This window comes from Mycobacterium sp. UM_WGJ, assembly GCF_000455125.1.
GTDB lineage: Bacteria > Actinomycetota > Actinomycetes > Mycobacteriales > Mycobacteriaceae > Mycobacterium.
The window spans coordinates 100,046-114,134 of sequence record NZ_AUWR01000014.1; the positions used below are offsets into that span (position 1 = coordinate 100,046).

16 protein-coding genes are annotated in these 14,089 nt (G+C 68.5%); 4 read left to right on the top strand and 12 right to left on the bottom strand.

What is annotated here, in order from left to right:
• Positions 1–11: 11 nt before the first annotated feature.
• The 3 genes from N416_RS0106640 to N416_RS0106650 all read right to left on the bottom strand — a co-directional run bounded on the left by N416_RS0106640 (position 12) and on the right by N416_RS0106650 (position 2,179).
• Complete coding sequence (locus tag N416_RS0106640; protein ID WP_024441337.1) at positions 12–1,286, bottom strand: competence/damage-inducible protein A; 1,275 nt, start codon at positions 1,284–1,286, stop codon at positions 12–14.
• Between the two features lie 24 nt (positions 1,287–1,310).
• Entirely contained in the window at positions 1,311–1,811 is a 501-nt protein-coding gene (locus N416_RS0106645; RefSeq protein WP_024441338.1) for a hypothetical protein, read from the bottom strand.
• Between the two features lie 131 nt (positions 1,812–1,942).
• Positions 1,943–2,179, bottom strand: a complete 237-nt coding sequence (locus N416_RS0106650) for a hypothetical protein (RefSeq protein WP_036457435.1) — start codon at positions 2,177–2,179, stop codon at positions 1,943–1,945.
• Between the two features lie 117 nt (positions 2,180–2,296).
• Between N416_RS0106650 and N416_RS0106655 the strand changes: the two genes are divergently transcribed.
• Positions 2,297–3,088, top strand: a complete 792-nt coding sequence (locus N416_RS0106655) for an HAD family phosphatase (RefSeq protein WP_024441340.1) — start codon at positions 2,297–2,299, stop codon at positions 3,086–3,088.
• Between the two features lie 143 nt (positions 3,089–3,231).
• A complete protein-coding gene (locus tag N416_RS0106660; RefSeq protein WP_024441341.1) occupies positions 3,232–4,362 on the top strand; it encodes a nitronate monooxygenase in 1,131 nt (376 codons plus the stop codon).
• Positions 4,363–4,366: 4 nt separating this feature from the next.
• Here the strand turns inward: N416_RS0106660 and N416_RS0106665 are convergent, their stop codons facing one another.
• The 8 genes from N416_RS0106665 to N416_RS0106700 form a co-directional block, all read right to left on the bottom strand.
• Entirely contained in the window at positions 4,367–4,834 is a 468-nt protein-coding gene (locus tag N416_RS0106665; protein ID WP_024441342.1) for a hypothetical protein, read from the bottom strand.
• Complete coding sequence (locus N416_RS0106670) at positions 4,831–6,066, bottom strand: DUF58 domain-containing protein (RefSeq protein ID WP_036457440.1); 1,236 nt, start codon at positions 6,064–6,066, stop codon at positions 4,831–4,833. Before N416_RS0106670 ends, N416_RS0106665 begins: the two co-directional genes overlap by 4 nt.
• A 35-nt stretch (positions 6,067–6,101) precedes the next feature.
• Complete coding sequence (locus tag N416_RS0106675; protein WP_024441344.1) at positions 6,102–7,085, bottom strand: MoxR family ATPase; 984 nt, start codon at positions 7,083–7,085, stop codon at positions 6,102–6,104.
• Positions 7,082–7,570, bottom strand: a complete 489-nt coding sequence (locus N416_RS0106680; RefSeq protein WP_024441345.1) for a hypothetical protein — start codon at positions 7,568–7,570, stop codon at positions 7,082–7,084. Before N416_RS0106680 ends, N416_RS0106675 begins: the two co-directional genes overlap by 4 nt.
• A complete protein-coding gene (locus tag N416_RS0106685) occupies positions 7,567–8,553 on the bottom strand; it encodes a DUF4129 domain-containing protein (RefSeq protein WP_051190195.1) in 987 nt (328 codons plus the stop codon). The genes N416_RS0106680 and N416_RS0106685 overlap by 4 nt, the downstream gene beginning before the upstream one ends.
• Positions 8,554–8,628: 75 nt before the next feature.
• A complete protein-coding gene (gene gnd / locus N416_RS0106690) occupies positions 8,629–9,648 on the bottom strand; it encodes a phosphogluconate dehydrogenase (NAD(+)-dependent, decarboxylating) (RefSeq protein WP_024441347.1) in 1,020 nt (339 codons plus the stop codon).
• A gap of 12 nt (positions 9,649–9,660) precedes the next feature.
• The gene (locus N416_RS0106695; RefSeq protein ID WP_024441348.1) at positions 9,661–11,076 is read right to left on the bottom strand and encodes a glucose-6-phosphate dehydrogenase; all 1,416 of its coding nucleotides are present in this window, start codon (positions 11,074–11,076) and stop codon (positions 9,661–9,663) included.
• Between the two features lie 99 nt (positions 11,077–11,175).
• Positions 11,176–11,598 carry a hypothetical protein gene (locus N416_RS0106700; RefSeq protein ID WP_024441349.1) on the bottom strand — a complete coding sequence of 141 codons (423 nt, stop codon included), beginning with the start codon at positions 11,596–11,598 and terminating at the stop codon, positions 11,176–11,178.
• 125 nt (positions 11,599–11,723) lie between these two features.
• On the opposite strand from N416_RS0106700, the gene N416_RS0106705 reads away from it, so the two are divergent.
• Positions 11,724–12,281: a YceI family protein gene (locus N416_RS0106705; RefSeq protein WP_024441350.1), complete on the top strand. Its 558-nt coding sequence runs from the start codon at positions 11,724–11,726 to the stop codon at positions 12,279–12,281.
• A gap of 1 nt (position 12,282) precedes the next feature.
• On the opposite strand, the gene N416_RS21375 is transcribed toward N416_RS0106705, so the two are convergent.
• On the bottom strand, positions 12,283–13,398 hold the full coding sequence (locus N416_RS21375) for a hypothetical protein (RefSeq protein WP_024441351.1): 1,116 nt from the start codon (positions 13,396–13,398) through the stop codon (positions 12,283–12,285).
• A 358-nt stretch (positions 13,399–13,756) separates the two neighbouring features.
• On the opposite strand from N416_RS21375, the gene N416_RS0106715 reads away from it, so the two are divergent.
• Positions 13,757–14,089, top strand: a 333-nt coding sequence (locus N416_RS0106715; protein ID WP_024441352.1) for an alpha/beta hydrolase-fold protein, incomplete at its 3' end; no start/stop codon positions are given.

Sequence of the window (14,089 nt, forward strand, 5' to 3'; positions counted from 1 at the left end):
GGGGGCAGGAGTCAGCCGGTTGACAGTGCTCGGTACAGCAGATGCATGGCCACCGTCGTCGAGCGTTCCCGGACATCGGCCCGCTCCCCCGGCAGTCGGATGGTCCGCGTGGTTTTCCGGCCATCACCAAGCGCCACACAGAAACACACCGTGCCCACCGGTTTGTCCGGAGTTCCGCCGCCAGGTCCGGCAATGCCGGTGATCGCCACGGCGGTGTCGGCGCCGAAGCGGCGCAGTGCACCCGCGGCCATCGCCTCGGCCACCGGCTCGGACACCGCGCCGTGCTCGGCGATCAATTCCGGATCGACACCGAGTAGTTCGATCTTCGCCTCGTTGGAGTAGGACACCACCCCGCCGGCCAGGTAGTTCGAGGCGCCGGGCGGGTCGGCCAACCGACCCGCCAGCAGGCCCGCGGTGCAGGATTCGGCGGTCGCGATCTGTCGGCCGGCCAACAGCGCCGCCACCAGATCATCGATCTGCGAACCGTCCTCGGAAAAGATCGCCCGGGAATGCCGTTCGCGAAGCAATGCCAGCAGTTCCTGGTAGGCGCCGGCGGCGTCCGGTTCGTAGCGGGTGACGATCTCCAGTTCGCCGCGGCGCAGGCAGGTGGTGATCTCCAGCCGGTGGAAATCGCCGATGACGTCTTGCGCATGCCGCAGCGTGTCGGCCAGGCCGGATTCAGGCAAGCCGTACATCCGGATCATCTGCTGCTCGTAGTGCGTCCGGCCTACCAAGGCCTCCTGCACCGCAGTGGTCTGCATTGCCTTGTGCCACATCGGTTGCAGCTCACGAGGCGGCCCCGGCAGCACCACGACCGTCGGGTTGCCGGGCACCACGACGCCGGGCGCGGTGCCCACCGGGTCCAGGATCGTCGCTCCGGCCGGAACCATCGCCTGTTTGCGGTTGGCCGCCCGGACCGTCGTGAAATCCGGTGCGCCCGGACCGGTGTAGCGGGCCATCATCGGTTTGATGATCTCGGCGATCCGGGCTTCCAGCGCGTCGTCGAGCACCACGTCACGGCCGCAGAACCTGGCGACGGTCTCGACGGTCAGGTCGTCAGCCGTCGGCCCCAGGCCGCCGCTGGTGATGATCAAATCCACACCCTCGGCGGCCAGGAACCGCAGCTGACTCTCGATGTCCCTGGGCCGGTCGCCACAGATCGTGATGTGCGCCAATTCGACTCCCAGTTCGAGGAGCCGGTCAGCCAACCACGGTCCGTTCCGGTCGGTCACACGTCCGGTGAGTACCTCGGTACCGGTGACGACAATTCCTGCGCGTGCGCTCACCGGTCCGAGATTACGCAGTCAGTATCAGGGCAAGCCCGGAATCAGCATGACCTCCATCGGCGTCACCGGAGCGACCGGAGCGGTCGGCAGATATCCGGTGGGAGCGAACGCCGTGGGTGCCGCGGCCACCGGGGCCGGACCACCGAAGTTCGGCAGCGGGAACGGCAGCACCGAGCTCAGGCTGGCCGGGAGGTTTCCCAATCCGGGCAGGCCGGTCGCCGCGGCCTGCTGCTGCGGCATCGCGCTCGGCGAGGGCGGCACGTTGAACGTCGCGGTGGCCAGCGGTGCCTGTCCGGGTGCCGCGGGCGGCCCGAAGGTGGTGCCGCTCAGCGCCGACGTGGTGGTCTGCAGTAACTGCTGCGGAATGCTCGTCGACGACGCGACCATCTGCTCGACCACGCCGGACAGCCCCGGGTTGATCGGCACGGTGTCGGCGTTCGCGGTGGCGCTGGACGCCAGCGCAGTGAGGAACAGACCGGCGGCGGCGCCGGCCGCGACGGTCAGGTACTTACGGATTCGTGACATGGCTTCTCCCCAATCCCAACAACTACAAGGTCGGGACCGAAGTTAGCCGTGTGAAAACTGATGCCTGTGTGACACGAGGGGCGTTTATGCAACCGTTGCGAACCGGAGCCGCGGCAGTTACCGAGCCGGTTTCAGCGAGCCAACCAACTCTGAATCTTCGCGAGCTCGGTGGTGTAGGCCAGCAGCACGCCGTCCTCGTAATGGGCCCCGCCGTTGAGGATGGTGCTGTCGCGCCAGATCGCGTGAACTTGGTAGATCCCGCGGCTGTAGACGTCGACACGCTCACGCTGAGTGCGTTGCCACCCCTGCTGCTCTGCCTTTTCCGACAAAGGTTCCCTCGTGTCGGTCGCGGTTGTCTCACTGGTCATGAAGCCGACCCTCTTTTCGCATAGGCCAAACACGCTATCAGCTGCCCAGATACGTTCTCCTGTGGCGCGGCGCGCGGTCACCCCGGCCCGCCGGCGCCCGACGTAACATCGACGGCGATGACCGCAGTACCGAGTGATCCGATCGCCGACGTCGCCGGCACCGAATCGGGCGCGCGGATCGGAGCGTTCTTTGACCTGGACGGCACGTTGGTCTCCGGTTTCACCGCCACCGCACATGCCGGCGACCGGATCCGCCGGCGCCAGGCTCGCGCCGGTGAGGTGTTCGGCGTCGTCGAGGCCGCTCTGCGGTATCGCCTGGGGCGTATGCAATTCGAACGGTTGCTGGTGCGGGCGGCGGGCTACCTGCGCGGCGAGTCGATCAGCGAACTCGACGACGTCGGCGCACGACTGTTCGCCGACCACATCGCCAGCCGGATCTACCCGCACATGCACGAGATCGTGCGGGCGCATCAGCAGCGCGGCCACACCGTGGTCCTGAGCTCCTCGGCATTGACCATCCACGCCGAACCGGTGGCGCGGTTCCTGGGCATCGCGCAGGTGCTGTGCAACCGCTTCGAGATCGACGAGCGGGGCATCCTTACCGGTGACATCGTCAAACCCGTGGTGTGGGGCGCGCAGAAGGCGGCGACCGTGCAAAACTTCTGCACGGCCAACGGGGTCGACCTCACGCAGAGCTTCTTCTATGCCGACGGCGACGAGGATGCCGCGCTGATGGCGCTGGTAGGCCGACCACGGCCGGTCAATCCCCGGCCCCGGCTGGCCGCGCTGGCCGCCGAACACGGATGGCCGGTGCTGCGCATCACCGGTCCCGACCGCACCGACGGGCGATCGTTACGACGCGCCGCCGGCTTCGGGGTGGCGGTGCTGCGCGCTTTCTCCACTCGCTGAGCCACCCGATGCCCACGGACACGATTGCCGGTAGTGTTAGGTTTCACCAGCGCACCTAGGCCCGACTGGCCTCATGATGCCGCGTCTGGTACTTAATTAGAACACGTTTCATTTCGATCCCAGGCCCCGTGAAGGAGTCCGTCATGCACACTCCCCTCTGCGACGAACTCGGCATCGAGTTCCCGATCTTCGCTTTTACCCACTGTCGCGACGTGGTCGTCGCGGTGAGTAAAGCCGGCGGTTTCGGGGTGCTGGGCGCGGTGGGATTCACCCCCGAGCAGCTCGAGATCGAGCTCAAGTGGATCGACGAGAACATCGGCGACCACCCGTACGGCGTGGACATCGTCATCCCGAACAAATACGAGGGCATGGACTCCGGGCAGTCCGCCGAGGAACTCGCCGAATCGCTGCGCAAGCTGGTCCCCCAGCAGCACCTCGACTTCGGCAAGAAACTGCTCGCCGACCATGGCGTGCCCGTTGAGGGCGCCGACGCCGACAGCCTGCAGCTGCTCGGCTGGACCGAGGCGACCGCCACCCCGCAGGTCGAGGTCGCGCTGCAGCACCCGAAGGTGACGATGATCGCCAACGCGCTCGGGACTCCCCCGGCGGACATGATCAAGCACATCCACGAGGCGGGCCGCAAGGTTGCCGCGCTGTGCGGCTCCGCGCGCCAGGCGCAGAAGCACGCCGCGGCCGGCGTGGACATCATCATCGCCCAGGGCGGCGAAGCCGGCGGACACTGCGGCGAGGTGGGCTCGATCGTGCTGTGGCCCGAGGTCGTCAAGGCGGTCGCACCCGTACCGGTGCTCGCCGCGGGCGGCATCGGCAGCGGCCAGCAGATCGCCGCCGCCCTCGCGCTGGGGGCGCAGGGCGCGTGGACCGGTTCGCAGTGGCTGATGGTCGAGGAGTCGTCGAACACCGAGGCTCAGCACGCGGCATACATCAAGGCGGGCAGCCGCGACACCGTGCGCAGCCGCTCCTTCACCGGCAAGCCGGCCCGGATGCTGCGCAACGACTGGACCGAGGCCTGGGAAGCTCCGGAGAACCCGAAGCCGCTGGGCATGCCGCTGCAGTACATGGTCTCCGGCATGGCCGTGCGGGCCACGAACAAGTACCCGAACGAGAGCGTCGACGTCGCGTTCAACCCGGTCGGCCAGGTCGTCGGCCAGTTCACCAAGGTGGAGAAGACCGCGACCGTCATCGAGCGGTGGATTCAGGAGTACCTGGAGGCCACCGGCACCCTGGAGGCACTCAACGAGGCATCGGGCGTCTGATCGGCTAGCGCTCGGCGCCCAAGGACGTGCGCAGGAACGGTTGTACGGCAACGACATAAAGGCCGAACACCGCGAACGGCGCCAATAGCGGTAGCCATGGCAGCTGCCACGGGAACACCGTCGCGACCAACCCCGCGACGGTGAACCCGAGGGCAAAGATCGCCGTCGGTGGACTCACCGTCCCGATGTGCCGCAGCGCAAGGTAGCCGACCGCGGCCAGACCGGCCACCGCCGCCGCCACGTTGGATGGATCGGCCAGGCCGATCACGACGACCGCGAGCACCACCGCCATCGTCGCCGCCACGCGCCACCGCAGCCCGAGTAGCACCGCACCGGCGGACAACAGCGCCACGATCCTCGTTGTCCCCGCGGCGCCTGAGCCGGCGACCGCGGCCATCGACAGGCCGGCCAGACCGCACCCGCCGGACAGCGCCGGCGACAGGCGCGTGTCGAGTCCGGGTGCAAGCGTCATCGCGGCGCCGCAGGTCTGCGCCGCTGCGTCACCACGCGCATCGCCTGTTCCAGCGGCTGTTCGTACGGCCAAGGGGCGACATCGACGCCGATGGTGGCCATGTCGCCATACATGGCACTGCGCTGCAGCGTCCACAGCCGGGCCACCAACGGGTCCAGGTCGTCCTCGAACGGCGAGCCGCCCAGCACGTCCACCGCGAGCACCACGTGGCCCCGTTTCCGCAGATCGGTCAGCGCCAGCGCGAATTCGGTGTCCAGCAGCGTGGAGAACGCGAAGATCAAGGCGCCGGCCGGGACCGCGGCCCGGGGCGCCAGCGTTCCCGTGGTCGACTCGACTCCCTGTCCGGCACCCAGGACCGCGTCGACGATGCGGTAGAACTGGCGCTGCCCGATCTCCGCACCGACCCACCGCGGCTGGCGACCCCCAAGGACGACGACCCCGGCTCGATCGCCATTGCGCAGCGCGGTCTGCACCACCTGCGCCGCGCCGAGTACGGACCGCTCGGTCGCCTCGGTCGCCGGGCCGGCCGGCTGCGGATAGGCATCGATCAGCACCACCACGTCGGCGCCACGATCGGTGAGGCGCTGGGTGACATGCAGGCTGCCGCGTCGTGCGCTGACCGGCCAGTTCACGCTGCGCAGTGGATCGCCGGGAACGTAGGCGCGGATGTCGGCGTACTCCACTCCACGGCCCGGATGCCGGGTCAGATGGGTCCCGACCCGGTCGAGCAGGTCGCTGTGCGGGATCGGCGTGGGCTGCGGCGGCGCCAGTGGGAACACGGTGAGTTCGGCGACATCGACGGTTCCGGTCCCGGCCAGTAGACCGCCGCGGGCCACGGCGTGCACGGTGGCACGGATCGGATACCGGCCCCAGCGCCCGGTGACGGCGGTGACCGCTTTACGGCTCCCGGCCGCGGCGCTGGACTCGGTGATCTCCAGGCTCAGCGCCGGATTCGCCGACACCGCCAGACCCACGCGAACCATGTCGGCATCCGATGCCGTTGCGCCGACAGTCAATTCGACCGACTCGGTCTCGAAGCAGCGTTGTATCGACGGCGTGGCATGTACCCGCAAGCCCGGAACCGGCCGCTGACTGCCCAACGAGCACAAGACGGCCAGCAACGGTGCGGCAAACGCGATCAGTTGCCAGCGTGACGCACCCACTGCCAGCACCAGGGCCAGCGCGGCACCGGTGGCCACCGCCTTGGCGAACGGGGATGCCCGCCAATGCATCACAACATCCGCCTCGTAGAGATCGGGGTCGTGCGTCACGTCGGTGTCGCCTCCGGGGCTCGCGGCACCGGCAGCCGCCGCAGCAGCTCCTCCACCACGTCGGCCCCCTGAACTCGGCGCACCCACATCTCGGGTCGCAGTGTGATCCGGTGCGCGATCGCCGACGTGGCCAAGGCCTTGACGTCCTCGGGGATCACGTAGTCGCGGCCGAGCAGCAGGGCGCGGGCCCGGGCGAGCTGGACCAGGTCGAGTTCCGACCGCGGACTGGCCCCCACCGCCACCTGCGGATGGCGCCGGGTTCCGGTGGCCAGCGACACGACGTAGCGCAGCACGTCGTCGTGCACACTGACCTGTTCCACCGCCTCCCGCATCGCCACCAGGTCGTCGGCGTCAACCACCTTGCGCACCGTCGGCAGCGCGGCGCCGCGATCCAGGCGGCGGCGCAACATGGCCGCCTCCCCCTGCTCGGAGAGATAGCCCAGGCGCAGCCTGATCGCGAACCGGTCGAGTTGCGCCTCCGGCAGCGGATAGGTGCCCTCGTACTCGATCGGGTTGTCGGTGGCGAGCACGATGAACGGCGACGGCAACCGATGCGTGTATCCGTCGATGCTGACCTGACCTTCGGCCATCGCCTCCAGCAGGGCCGCCTGGGTCTTGGGCGGCGTCCGGTTGATCTCGTCGGCCAGCACCAGGTTGGTGAAGATCGGCCCGCGCCGGAACTCGAAACGACCCGAGGACATGTCGTAGACAGTCGTGCCGAGCAGGTCGGCGGGCAGCAGGTCGGGGGTGAACTGCACCCGGATGAAATCCAGTCCGAGCGCGGCCGCGAACGACCGCGCGATCAAGGTCTTGCCCAGGCCCGGCAAGTCCTCGATGAGCACGTGCCCACCGGCGAGCACCGTGGTCAGAATCAGGGTGAGCGCGGAACGCTTGCCCACGACGACCCGTTCGATCTCGTCGAGCACCGCGGTGCAGCGTTCCCCGGTGGTGGCCGCCGCACCCGGGAGTCCGGCGCTCACCGCTGCTCCAGGCGACACAGAATCTCTTCCAGCACAGCACGTCCGGGGCCGGACCCGCTGTCGCCGGTGGGCGCGACGTTGCCGGGATCGACCCACGGCCATAACACGTCCCCGAACAACAGCGCCCCGGTGGCGGCGAACGCAGCGGGATCCTTCGCCCTCCCCTGCCCGGTGGAGACCTCGAACCGCCGCGCCAGGATCGGCCGCCAGCGCCGATCCCAGTCAGCTCTGGTCGATTCCGACCAACGGATTCGGGCTTCAGTGCCCGAGCGCCACCGGCGTAGCGCCTCACCGGGCTCGTCGGTAGCCGCCGGGCCTGCGGATGGTACGGAACCTTGAGTGGTCAGCAGGCGCCGGATGCCGAATACCGGCAGCGCGAGCGCGAGGCCCGCCGCCGCGAACAACAGCTGACGCTGATGGGTCATCAAAGCGACCAGCTCGGCCGCAACTATCAGCAGGACACCCTGCAGCGCAATCGTTTTCATCGTCGATTCCGCAATTCCTGCAGAACCTGCTGCAGCGCCGCGATCGCATCGGCACGATCATGCTCGGACATCAGGTGGGGGCTGAAGCGCGCCTCGGTGAACAGTTCCACCAACCGGGTCGCGTTGGCGGCGGGCAGGGCGTGGTGTTCGACTGCTCGTGCCAGCACTTCGGTGGGCGTGTCGAAGGCGCGGGGTGCGATATCGGGAACGGCGCCCAGGTGGCGTTCCATGACTGCGTAACAGGCGATGATCGCCGCTCGTGGCTCACGACTGGGATCGACGATGCGGGCCAGGCCGAGTTCGGCCGCACGAACCAGGTTTTCACCGGCATCGGGTTCGTCCGGCGCCACCGGAATCACGCTGGCCTCGGTAGCTGTGTACTGAGGGCGCCGGGCGCGCGCGGCAACGACCGCGGTCGCCAGCAGAGCCAGCAGCAGGGTGGCAACGGTCAGCAGATAGACGGGTCCGCCACCGGCCAGTCCGCCCGGTGCGCCCGGCGGCGGCGCGGCCGGTACTCCCGTCGTGCCCGGCGGCGTCTCCCCCGTCCCGGGCACCTCTGTCGCGAGCTCGACGCGAAGCCCGCCACCGAGCTTCGCCAGCATCAGGACCGTCAGCAGCCACAACACCAGCGCCGCCGCGACGATCAGCACCGCGCGCCAGACCGGTCCTCCTCGTGCTCCAGCGGTCAGGGACAACTTGCCGACACTTCCGGGCCCTACGCGTTGATGCCGTGCCCGATGCACGACAGCGACGGCGATGATCGTGCCCGACACCGCCAACAGCGCCGCCAACACAATCGGCTCCAGCGTGCTTGCGGCGCTCATGCGGCGCTGCTCGGGCGGGGCACCGGGAAGGTACCCGCGGGTCGTGGCGCCGGCCGCGAGCAGCAGCACGCCCAGGGCGATCACTCGCACGGTCGCCCGGTCGCTACCGGCCATCACCGGAGCACCAGCTACCCGGGTTTCCCGCCGTCGCCGCGGCATTCCCCATCCTGGCACGCCAAGACTGGAAGCGGGCCAGGATCGCGCGGACGGCCGGCGTCGTTCAGGCCGGGCCGGTCACCCGGACTTCTCGTCGTGGCCGCCGAACTGCTTGCGCATGGCCGAGAGCACCTTCGCACCGAACTCGAACAGCTGGCGCGAGGCGAATCGCGCGTACAGCGCGGTGGTGAGCACCGGAGCGGGCACGCCCTCATCGATGGCCGCGATAACGGTCCACCGGCCCTCGCCCGAATCGGAGACCCGGCCGGCGAATTCCTCCAACGCCGGCGACTTCTGCAACGCACCGGCGGTCAGATCCAGCAACCAGGAGCCGATTACGCTGCCCCGCCGCCAAACCTCGGTGACCTGCTCGATGTCGATGTCGTACCGATAGAACTCGGGATTGCTCAACGGTGCGGTCTCGGCATCACCCTGCTGGTCCTGCTTGCCGATGTTGGCGTGGTGCAGGATGTTCAGCCCCTCGGCGATCGAGGCCATCATCCCGTACTCGATACCGTTGTGCACCATCTTCACGAAGTGCCCGGCCCCCGACGGACCGCAGTACAGATAGCCGTTCTCGGCCTGCGAGATCTCACCCTCGCGGCCCGGGGTGCGAGGCGCCGCGTCCACCCCCGGAGCCACGGTCGCAAAGATCGGCTCGGCTTGGTCGAACGCCGCCCGATCCCCACCGACCATGAGGCAGTAGCCCCGTTCGCGGCCCCACACCCCACCGCTGGTACCGCAGTCGAGAAGATGAATACCCTTGTCGGCCAATAACTTTGCGTGCGCAATATCGTCACGGTAGTAAGAGTTTCCGCCATCGATCACGATGTCGCCGGATTCCAGTGTGCCGGCCAGCTCTTCGATCACCCCCGTGGTGATGACACCGGCCGGCACCATCACCCACACCACCCGCGGCGCGGACAACTGGGCCGCGAGCTCGGCCAGCGACGACACCCCGGTGGTGTTGGCCTCGGTGGCCAAAGCGCTGACCGCGTCGGCGTTGTGGTCATAGACAACGCATTCGTGACCGCCGTCGACGATGCGGCGAACGAGATTGGCGCCCATTCGGCCCAGGCCGATCATCCCCAGTTGCATAACTGTCCTCTCCTACCCTGGCGGGCCGCCGTCGGGCAGCCATGGCTCCTGCCAACTCCGATGGCCGCGCACCAGCGCCTGCGCGGCCTCAGGACCCCACGAACCGCGCTCGTAGGGGTGGACCTTTCCTGGATGTTCGAGCAGCGGCGCGACGATGCGCCAGGTCTCCTCGATGCTGTCCTCCCGGGCGAACAGCCGGCGATCGCCGATCATCGCGGCATGCAACAACCGCTCATAGGGCCGGATCGGTTCGCCCAGGTCACGGGCGAAGGAAGAATCGAGGTGCACGTCGCGCCACGAGTGCGCGTTCTGATCGTCCGGGGCCACCAGGTGCAACCGCAGTCCCGGATCGGGGTCGATGCGCAAAACGATCTGATTGCGTTGGGCGCGTTCGCGTTGCGGCATGAAGCCCAGCGCCGGGACCCGGCGGGTGAACAACCGGACCTCGGTAACCCGTTGCGGCAGTGCCTTTCCGGCCCGCAGGAAGATCGGGACCCCGGCCCAGCGCCAATTCTCGATCTGCAGACGCAGCGCGACGAACGTCTCGGTTCGCGACCCGTCGGCCACCCCGGAGACGTCGGCGTAACCCCGGTATTGGCCCCGCACGTAATACGCCGGGTCGGCCGGCGGCATCGCCCGGAAGACCTCGACCTTCTTGTCGTTGAGGTCATCCTCGCCGGGACCGACCGGTGGCTCCATCGCGAACAGCGCCAGCACCTGCAACAGGTGGTTCTGCACCACGTCGCGCAACGCACCGACGGCGTCATAAAAGCTGCCGCGCTCCTCGACGCCGAAGTTCTCGGCCATGGTGATGTGGATTTCGGCGATGCTCTTCCGATCCCACAACTCGGCGAGCGTGGTGTTGGCGAATCGCAGATACTCGAGGTCGGCGACCGGCTGCTTGCCCAGAAAGTGGTCCACCCGCAGGATCTGGTCCTCGCGCAGCACGGCACGCAGCCGGGCATTGAGCTCGCGCGCGGAGGCCAGATCGTGGCCGAACGGCTTCTCCACCGCCACTCGGGACCGCTCCAACAGGCCCGCCCGGCCCAGGTTCTCCACAATGGGAGCGAACAGTGACGGTGGCATCTCCAGGTAGTACAGGCACTGCCGTTCGGCGCCGACCCGTTCGGCGAGCTGCTCGTAGAGAGCGGTATCGGTGACATCACCATGCAGGTAGGACAACCGATTCGCCAGCCGGCGAAACACCGCGTCATCGAACTGCTCGCCGGACTCCCGGATGGCCTCACCGGCCCGGTCGATCAGTTCCTCGACCGTGATGTCGTCGGCGGCCACTCCCAGGATCGCGCAGTCCAGCAGCTTGCGACGCTCCAACCGGTACAGCGCCCGGAACGTCATCTTGCGGGCCAGGTCTCCGGTTATCCCGAAGATCACCACCGAATCCGTCGCCGCCGCCTCCTGTCCGGCCAACTCCGGCACCTCCCCCACGTAGCTTCCCGATCGAAGCTAGTGGACCTGCCTGAACGAACGCTGGTTGCCGGATGGGGCGGGCGGCTCACGCCGCGACGATCACCCGACCTGGGCGATCCCCGGCGGGAAGTAGGGACCGATACCTCCGGTGTAGATACCGGGCTGCCAGCCTCGGGCGCCCAGGCACAGCAGCGGCAGGCCGTCGGGCGACTGCGCGGCCGACTGCGGGTTCGGGCACGGCGAACCGATTTCCTGCACCCCGTAGAGCGGGTAGGAGATCTGCCAGAACCCGGTGTCCTTGGGCGGCCACTGATTGGCGATGAAGTGGCAAGCCAGCGCCTGGCCGTTGGGGCCGTGGCCGTAGATGAAGCGCTCCCAGCTGAAGCAGGCGTCGCCCTGACGCTGGCCATCAACCATGCCCGGCACGTCCCCGGGGTAGGCACCGGCGTCCGGTGCGGCGCTGACAGCGACTGCACCCGCGGCTCCCGCGACGAAAACAGCTGCAGCTAGTTCACGAATCATTCTTCGCCCTCAGTCTGTCGATCCAGGCCACCCATCGGCGACGGGTCAGAGCCTAACGGGTGGTAGTCGCACGTCAGCGCGAATCCGTGGAAACCCCGCGCGCCCGGCCCGCTAGAGTGCCGCGGATGACCGGAACGCAGTGGCAGCTCGACGCATCGCACGGCCAGCTGCTGGTCCGCACCGATGTGGCGGGGCGCGCGGCAAAGATGGGCCATCGGCTCACCATCGTGATGGAACGCTGGGAGGCAACCGTCTCGTGGTCCGGTGACCGACCGACCGCGGTGGAGCTGGTTGTCGAGGTCGATTCACTGCGCGTGTTGCAGGGCGACGGCGGGATGACTCCGCTGACCGCACCGGAGAAGACGCTGATCCGCAGTAACGCGCTCAAATGCCTCGACAGCAAGAAGCATCGACTGATCCGTTTCGGGTCCAGCAGCATCGAACCCACCGGCGACGGCTATCGGCTCACCGGCGAGCTGGAGGTCCACGGCCGAAGCAGGCCGCATGTCGTCGAGCTTGAGGTGACGGACGCCGGCGGTGGCACGCGGCAGCTGAGCGGCGACAGCACGGTGCTCCACAGCGACTTCGGTGTGCGGCGCTATTCGATGCTCATGGGGGCTATGCAGGTCGCCGACGAAGTGACGGTGTCCTTCGCGGCGACCGTCGCGGCCGACCGGACCTGACTCAGCGGCCGGGCAGGCCGTAAAGATGGTGCCGCACGCGTTCCAGCCGCGAGGGGACGCCGTCCGGAGATGATTCCTGCAGGTCCGGGCCGGCCAGCGGCGCATCCCACAGCGAACCGAGGTCGGCGGGCGCCTCTTCCGGGGTCTCGTTCGGGAGCGCGGGGGCCGCAGGTGGGGGCGGCAGGGCCGGGGCGGCCGCCGGGGGCGGCGCGACGGGCACGGCGACGCGCGCGACCGTCGCATGCTGCGGTGGCGTCGCATCCGGCTCCACCCTGCTCGGGCCGAGTTGCAGGCTCAACGCGGCGGCCACCGCGGCCACCAACGTCACCGCTCCGACCGCCAGCATCAGCAGCGCTCCGGCGTAGGACAGTGACCGCATCCGACGGCGGCCGACGTTGCCGATCGCCACGCCGGCCGCGGGCGCCTCGAGCGGCGCCGACGTCAACTCGGCCTGCGGGGCCAGGGCCTGGGCCGCGCCGCGTGCCAACGCCTGAAACGCCCCGCCCTGGACGAAGACCGGCAGCGACAGGGTGGATTCCAATCGGCGCCCGAGGCGGTCCATACCCCGCACCGATCCGGCCACCATGATCAGTTCCGGTCGCTGACCTGTTGAGGTCACCGTGTCAGCCAGCCAGCCGGTCACCTCGTCGAGGCCGCTGATCGGGCAGGAGATGACGATCGCTTCGGCGGAATCCGGCTGGTCGGGCAGGACCAGGGTGGCCACCCCGGTTTCGACGACACATACCGCCGCCCGTTCGTCTCGTCCTGCGATTCCGGTGGCCAGCGACATCGCGGCCTGGCTGTAGCGCACCGGAACCACGTGCTCGAAGCCGGCGTCCCCCAGCGACTCGAGCAGCAGCGCGGCGCCGACGGCGGCTTCATCGCTCCAGGTCACGGCCACGCCGTGGAGTCGTTCGCCACGCGCCGCCAGCATGACGCGTACCCGGTCGGCCACCGCTGCGGCTTGGGCCGCCAGATCTGCTGCATCGGATCCGCCGTCGCCGACTGCGACACTCACCTCTTCACCGATAACCGTCGGGCAGCCCGAGCCCGCTGCCTCGGCCATGGTCCAGCCGATTGTCGAGGGCGTGATCGCCAGCCCCAGTACGGTGTCCAAAATCGCGCGCCCCAATCGTCCTGATCTGCGATGTCAACGCGTCTGCTCAGGGCCTTCGCCGGGCCCGTGAACGGGATCGGCGGGGCGCCGGAACGAACCGGGGACAGCTCAGGACTGTGTGGTCTTGTCGTGGTCTTGTCGGCTTTCCGGAGGGGAGCCTACGCGTGTCGTCCTACTTGTCCTAACCGGGTCCAGGGCGAGAATCGGGTATGCTATATGCGAGTCGGATCCCTAGACGGCCGCTTAACTTGCACATTGCGGCCGTTGCTGCATGTAAGGGCCGATGCCGAAGTGGTGGCGCAAGTGGCGTCGCGATCGAGAGATTGAACGGTCCACAGCACGACGACAAGGGGCAGGAATGACAGACGTGAGCAAGGGATTGCGCTGGGCACGCCGACTTTTGGTCGGCGCGGTAGCTGCCGCAGCGCTGCCGGGCCTGATCGGCCTGACAGGTAGCGAGGCGACCGCATCGGCGTTCTCCCGGCCGGGTCTGCCGGTCGAGTACCTGCAGGTGCCTTCGGCAGGTATGGGCCGTGACATCAAGGTTCAGTTTCAGCCCGGTGGCTCCGGCAGTCCGGGCCTGTACCTGCTCGACGGCATGCGGGCCCAGGACGACTACAACGGCTGGGACATCAACACCCCGGCATTCGAGTGGTACTACCAGTCGGGCATCTCGGTGATCATGCCGGTC